General features: G+C 57.0%; 19 protein-coding genes. 12 read left to right on the top strand and 7 right to left on the bottom strand.

The window, feature by feature from the left end; translation table 11 throughout:
* The first annotated feature begins 189 nt into the window (after nucleotides 1-189).
* Nucleotides 190-2,196 carry an excinuclease ABC subunit UvrB gene (uvrB, locus tag K8I01_09850; GenBank protein ID MBZ0220720.1) on the top strand — a complete coding sequence of 669 codons (2,007 nt, stop codon included), beginning with the start codon at nucleotides 190-192 and terminating at the stop codon, nucleotides 2,194-2,196.
* A gap of 4 nt (nucleotides 2,197-2,200) precedes the next feature.
* Here the strand turns inward: uvrB and K8I01_09845 are convergent, their stop codons facing one another.
* Nucleotides 2,201-2,341: a hypothetical protein gene (locus K8I01_09845; GenBank protein MBZ0220719.1), complete on the bottom strand. Its 141-nt coding sequence runs from the start codon at nucleotides 2,339-2,341 to the stop codon at nucleotides 2,201-2,203.
* A 164-nt stretch (nucleotides 2,342-2,505) separates the two neighbouring features.
* Between K8I01_09845 and K8I01_09840 the strand changes: the two genes are divergently transcribed.
* The 5 genes from K8I01_09840 (at nucleotide 2,506) to K8I01_09820 (ending at nucleotide 8,393) form a co-directional block, all read left to right on the top strand.
* Nucleotides 2,506-4,929 carry a homocysteine S-methyltransferase family protein gene (locus tag K8I01_09840; GenBank protein MBZ0220718.1) on the top strand — a complete coding sequence of 808 codons (2,424 nt, stop codon included), beginning with the start codon at nucleotides 2,506-2,508 and terminating at the stop codon, nucleotides 4,927-4,929.
* Nucleotides 4,930-4,984: 55 nt separating this feature from the next.
* Nucleotides 4,985-6,313, top strand: a complete 1,329-nt coding sequence (locus tag K8I01_09835) for a class I SAM-dependent RNA methyltransferase (protein MBZ0220717.1) — start codon at nucleotides 4,985-4,987, stop codon at nucleotides 6,311-6,313.
* Nucleotides 6,314-6,345: 32 nt separating this feature from the next.
* A complete protein-coding gene (locus tag K8I01_09830) occupies nucleotides 6,346-6,837 on the top strand; it encodes a transcription elongation factor GreA (GenBank protein MBZ0220716.1) in 492 nt (163 codons plus the stop codon).
* 145 nt (nucleotides 6,838-6,982) lie between these two features.
* On the top strand, nucleotides 6,983-7,699 hold the full coding sequence (locus K8I01_09825) for a carbonic anhydrase family protein (GenBank protein MBZ0220715.1): 717 nt from the start codon (nucleotides 6,983-6,985) through the stop codon (nucleotides 7,697-7,699).
* 271 nt (nucleotides 7,700-7,970) lie between these two features.
* Complete coding sequence (locus K8I01_09820; protein ID MBZ0220714.1) at nucleotides 7,971-8,393, top strand: EamA family transporter; 423 nt, start codon at nucleotides 7,971-7,973, stop codon at nucleotides 8,391-8,393.
* Between the two features lie 3 nt (nucleotides 8,394-8,396).
* On the opposite strand, the gene K8I01_09815 is transcribed toward K8I01_09820, so the two are convergent.
* Nucleotides 8,397-9,527: a site-2 protease family protein gene (locus tag K8I01_09815; protein MBZ0220713.1), complete on the bottom strand. Its 1,131-nt coding sequence runs from the start codon at nucleotides 9,525-9,527 to the stop codon at nucleotides 8,397-8,399.
* Nucleotides 9,528-9,712: 185 nt separating this feature from the next.
* Here K8I01_09815 and K8I01_09810 point away from each other — a divergent pair, with 185 nt between their 5' ends.
* Both K8I01_09810 and K8I01_09805 read left to right on the top strand, forming a co-directional pair.
* Nucleotides 9,713-10,447, top strand: a complete 735-nt coding sequence (locus tag K8I01_09810; protein MBZ0220712.1) for an ABC transporter ATP-binding protein — start codon at nucleotides 9,713-9,715, stop codon at nucleotides 10,445-10,447.
* Entirely contained in the window at nucleotides 10,444-11,241 is a 798-nt protein-coding gene (locus K8I01_09805) for an ABC transporter permease (GenBank protein ID MBZ0220711.1), read from the top strand. Before K8I01_09810 ends, K8I01_09805 begins: the two co-directional genes overlap by 4 nt.
* Before the next feature lie 86 nt (nucleotides 11,242-11,327).
* On the opposite strand, the gene K8I01_09800 is transcribed toward K8I01_09805, so the two are convergent.
* The 4 genes from K8I01_09800 to K8I01_09785 all read right to left on the bottom strand — a co-directional run bounded on the left by K8I01_09800 (nucleotide 11,328) and on the right by K8I01_09785 (nucleotide 13,435).
* Entirely contained in the window at nucleotides 11,328-11,675 is a 348-nt protein-coding gene (locus K8I01_09800; protein MBZ0220710.1) for a rhodanese-like domain-containing protein, read from the bottom strand.
* Between the two features lie 151 nt (nucleotides 11,676-11,826).
* Nucleotides 11,827-12,351: an O-acetyl-ADP-ribose deacetylase gene (locus tag K8I01_09795; GenBank protein MBZ0220709.1), complete on the bottom strand. Its 525-nt coding sequence runs from the start codon at nucleotides 12,349-12,351 to the stop codon at nucleotides 11,827-11,829.
* 44 nt (nucleotides 12,352-12,395) lie between these two features.
* On the bottom strand, nucleotides 12,396-12,965 hold the full coding sequence (locus K8I01_09790; GenBank protein MBZ0220708.1) for a methyltransferase domain-containing protein: 570 nt from the start codon (nucleotides 12,963-12,965) through the stop codon (nucleotides 12,396-12,398).
* A complete protein-coding gene (locus tag K8I01_09785) occupies nucleotides 12,965-13,435 on the bottom strand; it encodes a DUF4149 domain-containing protein (protein ID MBZ0220707.1) in 471 nt (156 codons plus the stop codon). The genes K8I01_09790 and K8I01_09785 overlap by 1 nt, the downstream gene beginning before the upstream one ends.
* 168 nt (nucleotides 13,436-13,603) lie before the next feature.
* Between K8I01_09785 and K8I01_09780 the strand changes: the two genes are divergently transcribed.
* The gene (locus K8I01_09780) at nucleotides 13,604-13,780 is read left to right on the top strand and encodes a DUF1328 domain-containing protein (protein MBZ0220706.1); all 177 of its coding nucleotides are present in this window, start codon (nucleotides 13,604-13,606) and stop codon (nucleotides 13,778-13,780) included.
* A 70-nt stretch (nucleotides 13,781-13,850) separates the two neighbouring features.
* Here the strand turns inward: K8I01_09780 and K8I01_09775 are convergent, their stop codons facing one another.
* Entirely contained in the window at nucleotides 13,851-14,237 is a 387-nt protein-coding gene (locus K8I01_09775; GenBank protein ID MBZ0220705.1) for a hypothetical protein, read from the bottom strand.
* 291 nt (nucleotides 14,238-14,528) lie between these two features.
* Between K8I01_09775 and K8I01_09770 the strand changes: the two genes are divergently transcribed.
* From K8I01_09770 to K8I01_09760, 3 genes are all read left to right on the top strand, one after another.
* On the top strand, nucleotides 14,529-14,921 hold the full coding sequence (locus tag K8I01_09770) for a hypothetical protein (GenBank protein MBZ0220704.1): 393 nt from the start codon (nucleotides 14,529-14,531) through the stop codon (nucleotides 14,919-14,921).
* On the top strand, nucleotides 14,908-15,207 hold the full coding sequence (locus K8I01_09765) for a YtxH domain-containing protein (protein ID MBZ0220703.1): 300 nt from the start codon (nucleotides 14,908-14,910) through the stop codon (nucleotides 15,205-15,207). The genes K8I01_09770 and K8I01_09765 overlap by 14 nt, the downstream gene beginning before the upstream one ends.
* Nucleotides 15,208-15,363: 156 nt before the next feature.
* Complete coding sequence (locus K8I01_09760) at nucleotides 15,364-16,464, top strand: fructose-1,6-bisphosphatase (GenBank protein ID MBZ0220702.1); 1,101 nt, start codon at nucleotides 15,364-15,366, stop codon at nucleotides 16,462-16,464.
* The last annotated feature ends 56 nt before the right edge of the window (nucleotides 16,465-16,520 follow it).

The following is a 16,520-nucleotide window of genomic DNA, read 5'->3' as shown; positions in this document are numbered from 1 at the left end:
TTTTGCCAGAAATATTAAAAATAGCACAAGGAGCCGGGAAATAAAAATATTTTTTGGCCTGGTCTCCGCCGAACGGATCCTCGGCAAGCTCTAAGCCGTAGTCCGTGGCTCCTGTTTACTCCATGCGGCTTTCATGATATCTTAGAAGGTAAACTTTTTTAGGAAATACAAGTAATTATAAGGCGTTAGATGAGAAAAAAAGAATCGCCATTCAGGATAAAATCCGATTTTACGCCAAAAGGGGACCAGCCACAGGCCATAGAGGTCCTTGTCGAGGGGCTTAGGGGCGGCGAAAAGCATCAGGTGCTTCTGGGCGTCACCGGCTCTGGCAAGACCTTTACCTCTGCCAAGGTCATAGAGGAGCTCGGCAGGCCGGCGCTCGTCATCGCCCCGAATAAGACCCTTGCGGCCCAGCTCTATGCAGAGTTCAGGGACCTCTTCCCGGAGAACTCGGTAGAGTACTTCGTCTCCTACTACGACTATTACCAGCCAGAGGCTTACGTTCCGACGACCGACACCTTCATCGAGAAGGACGCCTCCATAAACGACGAGATAGACAAATTAAGGCACTCGGCGACCCACTCCCTCCTGACAAGGAGGGACGTCATCATAGTCGCCTCGGTCTCCTGCATCTATGGAATAGGCTCGCCTGACGACTACGGCTCCATGCACGTCTACGCGGAGCGGGGCATGGAGACCGACAGGTCGGCGTTCCTTAAAAAGCTCGTGGAAATGCAGTATACGAGGAACGACGTGGATTTCCACAGGGGCGCGTTCAGGGTCAGGGGAGACGTGGTGGACGTATTCCCGGCATACGAGGCTGAGACCGCACTCCGGTTCGAGTTCTTCGGCGATACGATCGAATCCATAACAGAAATAGACCCGCTCCGGGGAAAGCCATTGAGAAAGGCCGAAAAGGCGCTCATACACCCTGCGAGCCACTTCGTTACGACGCGAGACAACCTGACGAGGGCCATCGAGGGCATAAGGGTGGAGCTACGCGAAAGGCTTAAGGAGCTTAAGGCCGCAGGGAAGCTCCTGGAAGCGCAGAGAATAGAGCAGAGGACGCTTTTCGATATAGAGATGCTCCAGGAGATGGGCTACTGCCCGGGCATAGAGAACTATTCGAGACATATCTCTGGGAGGCTTCCGGGCGAGCCGCCCTATACGCTGATCGATTATTTCCCGGAGGACTACATATTATTCCTCGATGAGAGCCACATAACGGTGCCGCAGCTTAACGGCATGTACCACGGCGACCGCTCGAGGAAGGAAACGCTCGTAGAGTACGGGTTCAGGCTCCCTTCGGCCCTGGACAACAGGCCGCTCAGGTTCGAGGAGTTCGGAAGGAAAATAAGCCAGGCGGTATATGTGTCTGCCACGCCCGGCGAGTACGAGTACCGGATGGCCGGGGGGAGCGTAGTCGAGCAGATAATAAGGCCGACCGGCCTCATGGACCCGGAAATAGAGGTCAGGAGCGCGGCTACCCAGGTGGACGACCTCCTATCCGAGATAAGGAAGAGGGTAAAGGCGGGCGAGCGGGTGCTCGTTACTACCCTCACCAAGAGGATGGCGGAGGACCTGACGCAGTATTATTCGGAGCTCGGCATAAAGGTCAAGTACCTGCACTCGGACATCGAGACGCTTGAGAGGGTGGAGATAATCCGGGACCTCCGGATGGGGAAATTCGACGTGCTCATCGGGATAAACCTTTTGAGAGAGGGGCTCGACATACCCGAGGTCTCGCTCGTTGCCGTATTCGACGCGGACAAGGAAGGGTTTCTCCGCTCCGAGAGGTCGCTGATACAGACCTCGGGCAGGGCCGCGCGGAACGTAAACGGCAAGGTCATACTCTACGCGGACTCCATTACGAGATCAATGAAGGCAGCGATAGACGAGACCGCAAGGAGGCGAGAGAAGCAATCCGAGTTCAACAGGGCGAACAACATCACCCCCGAGACCATAAAGAGCAGGATAAAGGACGTCCTGAGCTCCATCTACGAAAGCGACTACTATACGGTCCCCGTTGCCGCGGAAAAGGCCGGGGAGTACGTGCCGCCGCACGAGTTGCCGCGCCTCATAAAGTCGCTCAGGAAGGAGATGGACAGGGCGGCGAGGAAGATGGATTTCGAGAAGGCGGCGGAATTGAGGGACAGGATTAAGGAGCTCGAGGCGATGGAGATACGGGTCGGCTGACTCTTCAGCCTCGCCTGTAGATATAGGGATGTATCAGCCTCTCCCATAACCGGGATAGCATGAGGGCCCTGGCCTTGCTCATCCCGAGGGAACGCATCCTGCAGAAGACGTGCAGGCTATTGAGGTAATGCTGTAAGATGCGCATGCTCTCCACCCGCTTCGAAAGACCTGGATGCCTACAGTTTGCTTTTCGGACGGACAGGCCCTTTGCTTTAGGATTTTTATCGTGCGTTTTCGGGATAAAGCCTTGCGGGTAGCAATATAAACGGTTACAATTTGCCTGATCTGATTCCTTTCGGGAGAGTATAAATGCGGGATTTCATTTCAGAACTTACCAAAAGGCCGCTCGTCTTCGACGGCGCCACGGGGACAATGCTCCAGAGGCTGGGGCTCAAGCCCGGCGGCTGCCCGGACGAGCTTTGCCTGAAGGAGCCGGGGCTCGTAAAGAAGGTGCATTCGTTATATATCGAAGCCGGCTCCGATATCGTGACCACGAACACGTTCGGCGCTAACAGGGTGAAGCTCGACGAATACGGCCTCGCCCCGAAGCTAAGGGAGATAAACGTCGCGGCGGCCAAGTGCGCCAGGGAGTCCGCCGGCCCGGACAGGTTCGTGGCCGGAGGGCTCGGCCCAACCGGAAAGTTTATCGAGCCCGTCGGAGACTTGCCTTTTGACGAGGCAGAGGAAATATTCATGGAGCAGGCGATGGCCCTCAAGGAGGGCGGCGCGGACCTCGTCATAATCGAGACCATGATGGACCTCCGCGAGATGAAGGCCGCGATAAAGGGCGCGAAAGCAGCCGGGCTTCCGGTCGTCGCCACAATGACCTTTGACGAGACCATGAGGACGGTCCTCGGCACTCCCCCGGAGTCCTTCGCCATCGCCGCCGCCTCTCTCGGGGCGGACTGCGTGGGCGCGAACTGCTCACTCGGCATAGAAGGCATATATAAGGCGATACTCGCCATGTCAAAGGTGGTATCCATTCCCCTGATAGCCCAGGCCAACGCGGGCATCCCGGTCCTGAAGGGGACCGAGACAGTCTTCCCGGCCTCTCCCGAGGAGATGGCGGCCTTCGTACCCAGGCTCGCTGGGGCCGGGGTGAGAGTCCTCGGCGGCTGCTGCGGCACCACACCCGAGCACATACGGAAGATGGGCGACGCATTCCGGAGCTCGAAACCAGCGCCCGCCAGGGAAGCCGGTTTCACCGCGCTTTCATCCCGGACCTCGTTCATATCGTTCGGAGGCGCCTTCCAGCCAATAATCATAGGCGAGAGGATAAACCCTACGGGCAGGAAACTCCTTGCAGCGGAGATAAAAGAGGGGAAGACGGCCGGGATACGGAACGAGGCCAGGGGGCAGGAATCGGCCGGGGCCGACGCGCTTGACGTAAACGTAGGAGTGCCGGGCATTGACGAGCCATCGGCAATGGCAAGGGCCGTCTATGCGGTGAACGAAAATTCGAGGCTTCCGATAATCATCGACTCTTCCGACCCTGCGGCTGTGCTAGCCGGGCTTAAGGCCGTTGACGGGAAGCCCCTTATAAACTCCATTAGCGGCGAGGAGAAGAAACTATCATCCATACTCCCCCTTGCCAGGGAGTACGGGGCAGCCCTCCTGGGCCTTGCCCTCGATGACGATGGCATACCCGATACGGCAGAGGGCAGGCTCAGGGTAGCAGAGAGGATGCTCGACAGGGTAATAAAGGCGGGCATGAGAAAAGAGGACCTCGTCATAGACTGCCTGGCCATGACCGTTAGCGCGGCTCCCGAGAGCGCAAAGGAGACCTTGAGGGCCATAAGGCTTGTAAAGGAGCGGCTCGGCCTCTCGACGGTATTGGGCGTAAGCAATATATCCTTCGGCCTCCCGGCAAGGGAGGTCATAAACGCGAACTTCCTCACCATGGCCCTTGCGGCGGGCCTTGACGCGGCCATCATAAACCCGAATAACAAGGCCATGATGGACGCCTTCCACGCCTCGCTCGTCCTCATGAACAAGGACGTCCGGGCCGAGAGGTACATAAGGAGGCACCAGGCGCTTACCGAGGACCAGGATGTAAAGACGGAGGGCGTTCCGGCAGCCGCCCCTGACGCGGCGGCCCTGTCCATAGGCGGCAGGCTCAAGCGCGCCATCATCGAAGGCGACGAGGAGAACATAACCGCGCTCGTCGAAGAGGCGCTAAAGGAGGGCTGGGAGCCCATAAGGATATCGAACGAGGCGCTTGTGCCGGGGCTCGAAGAGGTGGGAAAGCTTTTTGCCTCGAACAGGTATTACCTCCCGCAGGTCATGCTCTCCGCCGACACCATGAAGAAGGCCTTCGCCAGATTAAAGAAAGAGATGCATGGGAGGAAGGGACCCTCTCTCGGCAAGGTGCTCCTTGCGACCGTTGAGGGCGACATCCACGACATCGGGAAAAATATCGTGGCGACACTCCTGGAGAACCACGGCTTCGAGGTCATAGACCTCGGGAAGAACGTGAGCGCCGACAGGATCGTCGAGGAGGCCGAGAGGAACAAGGTGGACATAGTCGGCCTATCCGCCCTCATGACCACGACGGTGCTTGAAATGGACAATGTCATAAAGAGGCTCAAGGCAAAGGGCATAAAGGCCCTTACCATAGTCGGCGGCGCGGTCGTCACTAAAGAGTTCTCCGACAAGATCGGGGCCGACGAGTACGGCGGAGACGCGCTCGGGGCGATAGAGAAGATAAAGAGGCTGGTAGGCACTCACGCCTGACCTTGTATAATCAAAAGCGGGCCCGGCAACCCGGGCCCGCTTTTATTTTGGACAAATGGCTGAAACAGTCGAGATAACCTCCCTGGCTTACGGCGGCAAGGGCGTGGGGCGCATTGACGGCAAGGTCGTCTTCGTGCCGTATACAGCGCCTGGCGACCTCGCCGAGGTGGAGGTCGTGTCCGCGAAGAAGGGCTATTCGGAAGGCGAGATAACTCGGATAGAGAGGCCTTCGCCTGTGCGCGTCAAACCAGTGTGCCCCCTTTACGGCGAATGCGGGGGCTGCAACCTCCAGCATATGAGTTATGCAGCAGAGCTCGAATGGAAGCAGAGGATACTCGAAGAGACGCTCCGGAGAGTCGGGAAGCTTGAGGTCAAGAGCCTCAACGGTGATGACGTTCCAGCCGGGCCGGAGGCCGTGCGGTTCGAGGAGCCCATAGCCTCTCCAAGGGAGTTCAACTACAGGTCGCGGGCGAGATTCCATATTAACGGCAAGTGCGCGGGCTTTTTCGCGGCAGGCTCGCACAGGGTCGTGGACATGGATGCCTGCCCGCTCCTTGACCCTCTAATAAACGAGAGTTTTATCGATATAAAGGATGTGCTCAAGTCAGTTGATGCGCCGGGCATCTCCTCTTTCGAGCTTGTTTTAAGCGAGCGGGACTCGAAGACGGTCGCCATCTTCAACGCGCATGAGGCCAGGCCCATTCCCTGGGCAAGGGCCCTTGCCGGGGTAAGGCATCTTAAGGGATATGAGGTCAGGGCCATAACGGACAGGGGAAGGAAGGGAAAGAGGGTAGCGATCGAAGACGATATCACCGTATCCTACACGGCAGGCGGGGTCGATTTTTCCGCCTGTGCCGGGATTTTCTCGCAGGTCAACAGGCTCCAGAACAGGAACCTTGTAGCGAAGGCGCTCGAGTTCGCGGCACTTTCCGGAAAGGAGACGGTCATCGACCTCTTCTCCGGCTCGGGGAACTTGACATTGCCGCTTGCGCTGAAGGCAAAAGAGGCCATCGGGGTCGAAGCGGACCGGGAGGCCGCGAGGGAAGGGAGCGGCAATGCCGCCCGAAATTCGATAGAAAACGCGCGCTTCCATGCCGAGGACTCTATCCTCTGGCTTAAACGTAACCTGAATATCCTTGAAAGGGGGAGGGACCCTGTGTTAGTATTGGACCCTCCGAGAGGCGGAGAGCCTCAAATAGCGCGGTCCCTTTCAGGGGCAAGGCCCGGGAGCATCCTTTATATCTCATGCAGCCCGCCCACCCTCGCGAGGGACCTATCCTTTTTGGCGGGACTCGGATACATGGTATCCAGGGCCGTTCTGATCGACATGTTCCCCCGGACATATCATGTAGAGAGCATCATGGTCTTAAGGCTGGCTGAATAAGTTTTTTTTCAACATCGAAACGGGAGAAGACAATGCACGAGCTTCCGATAATAAAACAGCTCAAGGAGGAGCTTCAGAAGGTGGAGAGAGAGCTCAGGGTCGATGTGCCCAAGGAGCTCCAGAAGGCCGCCGCGCACGGCGATCTGCGCGAGAACGCGGAATATGAAGCAGCCAAGCACAGGCAGTCGTTCCTGCAGGCACGCGCCGCGCACCTTTCCGCCAGAATAAATACGCTTAGCTCGCTTAAGCTCGACGACATACCCAGGGGCTCCGCAGGCTTCGGCTCGAGGATACACCTCGAGGACCTCGCAACCGGCGAGGAGGCCATATTCGAGCTCGTCACGCCCGAGGAGGTGGACCCGAGGAACGGGAAGATATCCGTGAGCTCTCCAATCGGCAAGGCCCTCTTGAACAAGGGCGTCGGGGACGAGGTGGTGGTGAGCCTGCCTTCGGGCAGGAAGGAATACGAGGTGACCGAAATATACACTCTCCATGACCTGCTCTTCAGGAAGGCCGACAGGTAGGGCGCGCTCCACGTGAGGGTTGCGTTAACGAGAGGCTGGATATATAATCCGCGCTTATGGATAGAGGGTCAAAACACATTTGAAAGGAGCTCCGAACATGATTTCAGGTAGAAAGGTCATCTTTGCCGCAATCGTCGCGCTCGGGTTGAGCCTTCCGTCCGCCGGCCTCATGGCGGCGGACAAGCACGGCCCGCACTGGTCCTACGAGGGGGAGCACGGCCCCGAGCATTGGGGGCATATGTCAAAGGAGTTCCAGGCCTGTTCCGAGGGGAAGACGCAGTCCCCCATAGACCTCTCGAACGCAGCGCCCGAGGCGCTCTCTAAAATAGAGTTCAAGTACGGCTCCTCCAAGCTCAATATCGTGAACAACGGCCACACCGTTCAGGTTAACTATGACGGGGGCAGCTCGATAGCCGTGGACGGCTCCGAGTACGGCCTTGTGCAGTTCCATTTCCATACGCCGAGCGAGCACACGGTCGACGGGAAATCATACGGGAACGAGATACACCTCGTGCACAAAAACGGCAAGGGCCAGCTCGCGGTCGTCGGCGTCCTTATAGAGGAAGGGTCGGAGAACCCGGCCTACAGCGCGATATGGTCCAACCTCCCGGCAAAGGCCGGAGAGAAGAAGTCGGTCGAGGCGAGCATAAACGCCGGCGAGCTTATCCCTTCGGAGAGCGGATATTTCACCTACTCCGGGTCGCTTACCACCCCTCCCTGCAGCGAGAGCGTCAAGTGGATAGTGCTCAAGAAACCCATACAGATGTCGGCTGCCCAGATAAAAGAGATAAGTGACATAATGAGCAAGAACAACAGGCCCGTGCAGCCCCTGAACGAGAGGGTCCTGAAGGTAAGTCAGTAGCTGGCAACCTCTAAAAATTGATCTTTTCCCCGGACTCTTTGTCAGGCCGGGAATAAAAATGCTCACATATTGTCATATATGCTCCGCTTTTTATTCCCGGCCCTCCTTGATTGCGTGGAAAATCTCTAATTTTAAGAGGATGCCGTAACCGTATTTCGCCGGTCCACCCCTGCCGCCTCAACGGCAGGGGCTTTTTTATTTCGGACTTTATAACGGGCGGCGCGATGCGGTAGAATATGACGATATACAGGCTTTTGAGGAGGATTTTCGAATGGACAAATCGTTTATCTTCGCCGTGCTCGCGGCCCTGGTATGGGGCCTCGCGCCGGCATTTGAGAAGATCGGCCTCAAGGGGCCCATAGACCCGTTCCTGGGCGTATTCATAAGGACGATACCTATAGCGGCCATAGTCGTCGCCGGGGTCTTTTTCATGGGGAGGATGGGCGAGGTAGCGAATGTCGACTTGAGGAGCGCGCTTTTCCTGGCGGCAGGCGGCGTGCTTGCGGGCCTTTTGGGCCAGTTCGCGTTCTACTCCGCCTTGAAGGCCGGTGAGGCGTCGGTCGTGGTGCCGGTCGCCGCGACCTATCCGCTAGTGGCCCTCTTCGTCTCGGTCCTTTTCCTGGGCGAGGCGTTTACATTGCAGAAGCTTGCCGGGATAGCCCTCGTGGTGGGGGGAGTGGTGCTCCTCAAATAGGAGCTATTTTTCCAGGCCGGCCTTGAACTCGAGCATCTTCATTATGTCGCGCCTCGATATTATGCCCACGAGCTCGCCGTTTTTTTTGATGACCGGAAAGCGCCCTATATGGTTATTGCCCATCATCCTTGTGAGGGCGTCAAGGGCGTTGTCTTCGGGGCTGAGCGAGTCCTCGGGGCCGAGCTTCTCCATGACCTCGCCCACCCTTGTACCGCTCCATTTCGCCTTCTCGACCGACCTTACGTTATTCAGGGTCAGAAGCCCGGCTATATGGCCGTTCGAGGTGACGGGATAGCTCGCGTGGTGGTGCCTGAAAAAATAGTTCTCCACCGCTTCCGAGACGGTCTTGTCCTCGCTCACGGTAATGACGGGCGAGGACATGAGGTCCTTGACCTTAAGCCCTTCGAGCGCCCTCTTTATCACGACCTGCTGGTAGCCGCTTTCCGCGGCCTGCCTGACGAAAACGCCGATGAGCACGAACCAGAGCCCTCCTATGAAGTTCCCCACGAATATCTGCATGAAGCCCGCGACTATTAGGAATAGGGCGAACCCCTTTCCTATGTCGCTCGCCACCCTAGTGGCCCTGTTCAGGTCGCCGGTCTTGAGCCACCAGAGGGCCCTGAAGACCCTGCCGCCGTCTAGCGGGAAACCGGGTATCATGTTGAATATCAGAAGGACCAGGTTTATGAGGGCGAGATAGCCCAGTATGGAGTTGAGGACCGGGTAGGTTTCGCCGCTTACCGCGCGGGAGCTTATCCAGAAGAATATCGCGAGCACCAGGCTTGCCGCCGGCCCTGCTATGGCGATCTTCAGTTCGGTCTTCGCGTCCTCCGGCTCTTTTGTGAGCTGCGCGACACCGCCGAATATGAAAAGTGTTATCTCCCGTATGTCCAGGGCCAGCCTGTTAGCCGTGTATGAATGCGATATCTCGTGGATCAGGACGCAGGCGAAGAGGAGCAGGGCCGAGACAATGCCCATGATCACGTAAGTGCCGGGACCCAGGCCGGGGAGCGTGAAAGGGAAATAGCCGTAGGCGAGCGACCAGGCGAAGATGGCGAAGATTATGAACCAGGTATAGTCGATCGATACCTGTATGCCGAGCACCTTGAGGAGTTTTATTCCCCTGCCGTTCATTTTGCTCTCTCTGGGTTTATTCGTTCCCGCCCGGCTTTAATTAGAGTCTATCAGACAGGCAGGGGCGCCGCAAGAAGTGGCTACTTTGAGCCGACGCCTTGTTTTGCGATAGAATAGGTTATACAATGCGCCTGGCCGGCAGACGCTCTGAAGAAGTCAGGGCGGTACGGGCCGAAAGGTCTCTCATAATGAGCGCGATAGTAGAGGTAAGAGGACTAACCAAGATATTCAACAGGCAGAAGAAGGCCGTAGACGGCATCTCTTTCGAGATGCGAGAGGGCGAGATACTGGGCCTTATCGGCCCGAACGGCGCCGGTAAGACTACCACCCTCCAGATGCTCCTCGGCCTCACGACACCCACCTCCGGCGAGATAAGGATATTCGGCCTGGACATAGAAGCGGAGAGGGAGGAGATACTACGGCAGGTCAATTTCTCGTCCTCTTATATCTCGCTACCATATTCGCTTACCGTCGAGGAGAACCTGACGGTCTTCTCCCGCCTCTATGGCGTGAGGGACAGGAAGGAGAGGATAAGGGAACTCCTCACCATCTTCGAGATAATCGACATAAAGGACACGCCCACGCGGAGGCTCTCTTCCGGCCAGATAACGAGGGTGTGCCTATGCAAGGCGCTCCTCAACAGGCCCAGGGTGCTCTTCCTTGACGAGCCCACTGCGAGCCTCGACCCCGACATGGCAGACAAGACGCGCAGCCTTCTTAGAAAAATAAAGGAGGAGGAGGGGCTCTCAATCCTCTATACCTCCCACAATATGAAGGAGATGGAAGAGATGTGCGACAGGGTGATATTCATGGACAGGGGGCGGATAATCGCGGTCGGCGACCCGGAGAGCATACTCCGGGAGTTCGGGGGCAGGACCCTTGAGGAGGTGTTCATAAAAATAGCGAGGCCAGGAAAGTGAGCCGGAGGCACCAGAGGATACTGGCCTACACCATACGCCACCTTTATCTCTATAAAAGGAGCCTCCCGAGGCTCATGGAGATTTTATACTGGCCGGTCCTGGACCTCCTTGTCTGGGGATTCGTGACCGTCTATCTATCGCGGCAAGAAGGAGCCGTCCCCGGTTTCGTGACCTTCTTCATAGGCGCGCTCATACTCTGGGACCTCCTCTTCAGGAGCCAGCAGGGCATATCCGTCTCGTTCCTCGAAGACGTCTGGTCGAGGAACCTCCTCAACATATTCGTAAGCCCGCTGAGCGCGACGGAATACATACTCTCGCTCCTTTTCCTCAGCACCATAAAGCTCGTCCTTACAGCGACTGTAATGGTCACGCTCGCGTGGCTCCTCTATGCCTTCAATATCTTCGCTCTGGGGCTTACGCTCGTGCCGCTCGTCCTTAACCTTATCGTAATGGGATGGGCGGTCGGCATACTGACCACCTCCCTGATACTCAGGTTCGGGCAGGAGGCCGAGGTGCTCGCCTGGGGTGTTGCGCTCCTGTTCCAGCCGGTCTCGGCAGTTTTCTATCCGGTCGAGGTCCTGCCGTGGTTCCTCCGCGCGGTCGCCAACTACATACCCGCGGCGCATATTTTCGAGGGCATGAGGCTCGTCCTCAATACAGGCGAGTTCCCGGCCAGGGAGGTGGCGGCCGCAGCAGCTCTGAACTTCGTCTATATAGTGCTTTCAGTCCTTTTCTTTTACTGGAACTTCAGGGTGGTGAGGAGGAAGGGGCTCCTTGCGAAGGTCGGCGAATAAGTGCGGGCCCGGTGCTTGAATCAAAAAAAAGCCGTTCCGGGGGGCCGCGTTTTTTTCGAAGCCCGCCGGAACGGCCCGGGAAGGGGCTATGCCGCCCTCCCTTTGTACGCCTGTCCTTCGATGCAGTATCCCGCTTCTTTCCACTCCTTAATCCCTCCCTCGTACCTCCAGATATCGCTAAAGCCGAGGGAGTCCAGCTTATCGGCCGCTATGGCGCTCGCAACGCACCTGGGACCGGAGCAGTAGAGGACTACTGTATCGTCCTTGTTCAAGATATTCGGTGCGTCCCTGCCTATCGTCGGGGCGGGTATGTTTATGGAGCCGCATATGTGCTCGTATTCGAAATCCTCCGGGTCGAGCACGTTCACCAGGACAAAGCTCTCTCCGCTGTCCATCATTTCCTTGAGATCTTCCCTTGTCAAGTCCCTGACCATGGCGATTACCTCCTGCCGTGCCGAAGCCTTTGCCTTTTATTGCCCGGAAGGGAAATCCCGGATAAAGACTCTCCTCCCGGAGCTAAAAAAATCCATCTGATTGACTATAGTCCTTTCCGGGGGACATTTCAAGGCAGGCTTGGTAATTGGGCTATTCCGTAAGTGAGCGGAGGGTCCGGCTGTATACGAGGTGGTCGGAATCGGAAAAGAGGACGAAACGGACGATGTCCAGCCTGCCCTTGTTCCCCTTTATAAAGTCCTGGACAGTTGAAAGGGCCACGTTTGAGGCCGCCTCGACAGGGTATCCGTAAGCGCCGGTGCTTATGGAGGGGAAGGCTATGGACTTGAGGCCCTTTTCCAAGGCGAGCTTGAGGCTAGAGCGGTACGCGCTCTCAAGGAGCATGGGCTCGTTATGGAGGCCGTCCTTGTAAATCGGGCCGACCGCGTGGATTACGAATTTCGCGCGGAGCTTTCCGCCCGTAGTCATTACAGCGCTCCCGGTCGGGCAGCCTCCTATTTTCCTGCACTCTTCCATTATGGCGGGGCCGCCGGCCCTGTGGATCGCGCCGTCCACACCGCCCCCGCCCGCGAGCCGGGAGTTGGCGGCGTTCACGATTGCGTCAGTCTCCTGCAGGGTGATGTCCCCCTTTACGAGAGAGACCCTGGCGCCTTCGATGGTTATCTCCAATCCGGTCCTCCAACGCTTTTTACCCGATTATATCAGAGAGGCCTTCTTGCAAGGATTCGGTAATGGGAGGGATTGAGCTTTGAAGCCTGGACCACGTCAAAGCCGGATTCTTCCATAAAAGACCTGGCGTCCCCGGCAGGTATGCGCTCTTCGAGGGGCGGGCCCTTTTCCTCGGCCTTTTTCTCCCAGTCGAGGAGAAGGAGGGTGCCTCCGGGCTTTAATATCCTCCTTGCCTCGCGAAGGAGCCTGGTCTTGTCCCCGGTCTCATGGAGCACGAAAGCCATGAGCGCGAAATCGGCTGTAAAGTCGGCCAGGGGGACCTCGTACTCTTCGGATTTCATGAGGATGACGTTGTCAGGAGGGTTTTTCCTGTCCCTGAGGTAAATTAGCATATCCGCCTGCGTGTCGACGGCAAAAGCCATGCCTGTAGGTCCAATTATCCTGGCTGCCGGTATCGTAAAAAAGCCGGGGCCAGAGCCTATATCGGCAAATGCCTGGCCTGCCCGGAGTCCTGCCTCACGCAAAACCCGCTCTGGCGAGAGATCTTTCTCCCTCTCCTCGCTCATGAGCCTCTCGAGGTGCTCCGGGTTGAACTTGTGCATCAGAAGCCCCCGGTCCGGAGATATGTGGCGAAAAGGACGATAAGGAGGGCTATCATGAGGTTAGTCCTCCCGAATATCTTCGCAAGATTCGAATACCCAGGCGAGCTTCGCGCCCTGGGTCCGAGCCAGAAGTCGTGGACGAGGCTCGATATGACGATAAGCGCGACCAGGGCGAGCTTGGCGGCCAGCGCCTGCCCGAAGCCCGAATGGAGGTCCGGGTTGATTATGGCGGAAGGCGGGAGCGCCCAGAGATAGTAGAGCATCACAGGGCCGGTCACAAGGAGCGTGATTATCGCGACCCAGCCCCAGAACCTGTATCGCTTGCCCACGACCTGGTATATCTGCGATTTGGCCTTTGGGTCCGGCACGCTCTTTAGATACGGCGCAATGACGAGCACAAGAAAGAGCATGCCCCCTATCCAGAATATGGCGGCCAGTATGTGGAGGAGAATCGCTGCCTGAAGTATCATTCAGAAAAGCCTCCTTGAAAAAGTATGTGAATACTATATCTTATTCCCGCGCGCCTTTCCATGATGTAAATCATCTGCCTGGAGCGGCATTGTCCGGCTCTCACTTTGGAGTGCAGGGCAGGCGCGGAACAAAGGGTTTTGGTATAATTAAGTCAGGAGGTGAGGGAAATGCTTGGCTGGGCTTTGACTTTCTTTATAATAGCCATAATAGCGGGGCTTTTGGGTTTCACCGGCATAGCCGGCGCGGCAGCCTGGATAGCCCAGGTCCTTTTCGTAATAGCGCTCGTCGTCTTCCTGGTTTTCCTGTTCCTCGGGTATTCCGGGTACAAGAAGATAACGAAATGACCTGAAACCTCCGCCTGAAACAAAAAAAAGCCCTGCATGTTAAGGCATGCAGGGCTTTTTTTTGTTCCCCTTAAAACTTTATCCGCACAAGGTCGATACTCTCTATCTTTTCGACCATGTCGAGCTTCTCGTCATAGAGCTTCTGCGCCTTGACAACCGGGAGCCCGAGCTTTATTGTGCCGTCCTTTTCCACCTCGGCAAAGGACGAGTCCTGCATGCTCCGGCCGATGCCGTATGCGGCGCCGACAAGGACGCCTACGGCCGCGCCGGTCGGTATGTATTCGATGTGGTCGCCGGGGTCATCCGTAAGGAACATGACGGCAGTGCCCAGAAGGCCGCCTATGAGGCCGCCGTAGATAGAGTCCCTTAGGGTCCGCTGCATGGCGTCCTCGGCATAAGCGCCAGTCGCTGAGGCGAAAAAGGCGATTAGCATGAGGAGAGATATAATCTTTTTCATTATTATTCCCTTATGCGCCCGAGCGCTTTGAACCGATGCGTTTAACGATAAACGGGTGACTGCCGCTCTCAAACATGATACAGTACCCAAATGATTTCTGTCAAGCGGTTAATCCCCCGTCTTAACGAGAGTGAATCACCCAAGCCTTTCAACATGCGGTTAAGGGCTGTCTCCGAGGGAGCGGGTGCCTCCCCAAAAATATAATAATTTCAAATAGTTGCGCATGCAGGGCGCGCCCCCGGAAGACTTGACATAAGTTTAATCATAGATATACTGAGAACAGGAGGGGAGATGACGATAAGTGCCGATATTTTCGACCTCGCTATCTTTTTGATCGGTTTAGGATTTTTCATTCTCGCAGTAGCATCGATCCCCGCCGTTCTGCAGCTTAAAAGGACTTTCAAGGCGGTCGAGGACCTTACGCTCGAGGCGAGGAAGTCCGTCGAGATAGTAAACTTTATCGGAGCAAGGGCAAAGGACCAGACCGCCGATATCGAGGAGCTCGTAACGAGGGTAAAGGACCTGGGTATCAAAGTCACCGGGCTTGGCGAGCTACTGGTCGATAACATCAAGCTTCCGCTAATAAGTTTCCTCAGTTTCCTTTTCGGGGCCGAGGAAGGCCTGAGGAGGTTTTTCCGCAGGGACGCAGAAAAAAAAGGAGGGGAAAAAGATGAACAACTCTAAGGGCGTGGCCATGGCTTTCCTCTTAGGCGGGGTTATAGGCGCGGGGCTTGCCCTGCTTTTCGCCCCGTCTTCCGGTTATGAGACCAGGAGGAAGATAAAGGACAACATTGAAGACGCAGGCGACTGGACCGTGGACAGGTACCAGGACGCGCGTTATAAGATGGCCGAGTCGTCGGGCAAGGTAAAGCAGTTCATCGGAGAGAAGAAAGAGGACCTCCAGGCAGCCTTCGAAGCCGGCAAAGATGCCTTTCAGAAGGGCAAGGAGCGGCTTACGAGGGAATCGTAGCCAGGGCACTGATATTATCAGCATTCAAAAGCGCGGACCTGGGCAAGGCCCCGTTCCTCACGCGTATTCATCGCTCCCTTCTCCGCCAGAGTGGAACCTGACCGGTTAGAGAGCCGGCCTGCCTTGAAGTGCGCCTACCATGAGGAACGGGGGGCTATGGCTGACGAGCTGGTCACATTGAGCGTTTTCACCGCTGACGTGGGAGGGTTCGTCGGGCACGCGAGCAGCCACCCGGACGTGCTCGATACGGCAAGGGAAAGGCTCCAGGCGTCCCGGGGAAAAGGCAAGCTAAAGGACTTCCATATCCTGAGGTGCGGCGACGACCTCAATCTCATTATCTCCCACTACGGCGGGCTCAACGATAGAGTGATGCACGGGCTTGCCTGGGATACTTTTACCGCCTGCAGGGAGACGGCCGAGGAGCTCAAGCTATACGCGCCCAGGAGGGGCATGCTCGAGGACTTCGCTGGGAACGTGAGGTCCACTGGCCCCGGTGTTGCCGAAATTGAGTTTGCGGAGCGCACAAGCGAGCCTGTCGTCGTCTTCATCGCGAACAAAACAGTATCAGGCTCATGGAACCTGCCGCTTTTCAGGGTCTTCGGCGACCCTTTCAATACCTCCGGGCTCGTATCCGACCCTGCCATGCTGAACGGATTCACCTTCAGGGTGCTCGACCTGAGGGAAGGGCAGGCAATAGACCTCAAGACTCCCGAAGATCTGCACCTTCTGCTGGCACTGGCGGGCTCCACATCGAGATACGTCATAACATCCGTCAAAAGGAACACTGACGGCGAGATCGCGGCCGTCATATCCTCCGAGAAATACGACATCCTGGCCGGGGCCGTATGCGCGGGATGCGAGCCGGCGATGGTCGTAAGGTGCCAGGCGGGCCTGCCCGCTGTGGGGGAGGCGGTCGAGGCGTTCGCTTTCCCCTTTCTTGTGGCAGGCTGGATGCGGTATTCCCACATAGGCCCGCTCATGCCGGTGCCTTTTTACGAGGCTCATGCGACGAGGTTCGACGGCCCGCCCAGGGTCATCTCGGCCGGATTCCAGCTATCAGGCGGCCGCCTGATAGGTCCCCTCGATATGTTCGACGACCCTGGTTTCGACAGGGCCAGGAAGGTCGCGAACGAGACGGCTGATTACCTCCGGAGGCACGGCCCCTTTCGGCCGCACAGGCTTCCACAGGAGGAGCTCGAATTCTCCTCCCTCCCTATAGTCCTCGAAAAGGTGAAGGGAAGATTCAGGAAGGTTTAACGGCTGCTGAAAAACCCGCTTCGAGGCGTCATCTTCAAAATCCGTCATTGCGGCAT

The sequence above is a fragment of the Deltaproteobacteria bacterium genome (assembly GCA_019912665.1).
Taxonomy (GTDB): Bacteria; Desulfobacterota; GWC2-55-46; order GWC2-55-46; family GWC2-55-46; genus UBA5799.
This window is presented reverse-complemented; position numbering and strand designations above follow the sequence as displayed.

Coding starts and splice junctions, on each gene's coding strand:
- K8I01_09835 (MBZ0220717.1), top strand. CDS start 4,985: ATGGCTGAAACAGTCGAGATAACCTCCCTGGCTTACGGCGGCAAGGGC.
- K8I01_09820 (MBZ0220714.1), top strand. CDS start 7,971: ATGGACAAATCGTTTATCTTCGCCGTGCTCGCGGCCCTGGTATGGGGC.
- K8I01_09775 (MBZ0220705.1), bottom strand. CDS start 14,237: ATGAAAAAGATTATATCTCTCCTCATGCTAATCGCCTTTTTCGCCTCA.
- K8I01_09770 (MBZ0220704.1), top strand. CDS start 14,529: ATGACGATAAGTGCCGATATTTTCGACCTCGCTATCTTTTTGATCGGT.
- K8I01_09760 (MBZ0220702.1), top strand. CDS start 15,364: ATGGCTGACGAGCTGGTCACATTGAGCGTTTTCACCGCTGACGTGGGA.
- K8I01_09840 (MBZ0220718.1), top strand. CDS start 2,506: ATGCGGGATTTCATTTCAGAACTTACCAAAAGGCCGCTCGTCTTCGAC.
- K8I01_09785 (MBZ0220707.1), bottom strand. CDS start 13,435: ATGATACTTCAGGCAGCGATTCTCCTCCACATACTGGCCGCCATATTC.
- K8I01_09815 (MBZ0220713.1), bottom strand. CDS start 9,527: ATGAACGGCAGGGGAATAAAACTCCTCAAGGTGCTCGGCATACAGGTA.
- K8I01_09790 (MBZ0220708.1), bottom strand. CDS start 12,965: ATGCACAAGTTCAACCCGGAGCACCTCGAGAGGCTCATGAGCGAGGAG.
- K8I01_09845 (MBZ0220719.1), bottom strand. CDS start 2,341: ATGCGCATCTTACAGCATTACCTCAATAGCCTGCACGTCTTCTGCAGG.
- K8I01_09800 (MBZ0220710.1), bottom strand. CDS start 11,675: ATGGTCAGGGACTTGACAAGGGAAGATCTCAAGGAAATGATGGACAGC.
- K8I01_09765 (MBZ0220703.1), top strand. CDS start 14,908: ATGAACAACTCTAAGGGCGTGGCCATGGCTTTCCTCTTAGGCGGGGTT.
- uvrB (MBZ0220720.1), top strand. CDS start 190: ATGAGAAAAAAAGAATCGCCATTCAGGATAAAATCCGATTTTACGCCA.
- K8I01_09780 (MBZ0220706.1), top strand. CDS start 13,604: ATGCTTGGCTGGGCTTTGACTTTCTTTATAATAGCCATAATAGCGGGG.
- K8I01_09830 (MBZ0220716.1), top strand. CDS start 6,346: ATGCACGAGCTTCCGATAATAAAACAGCTCAAGGAGGAGCTTCAGAAG.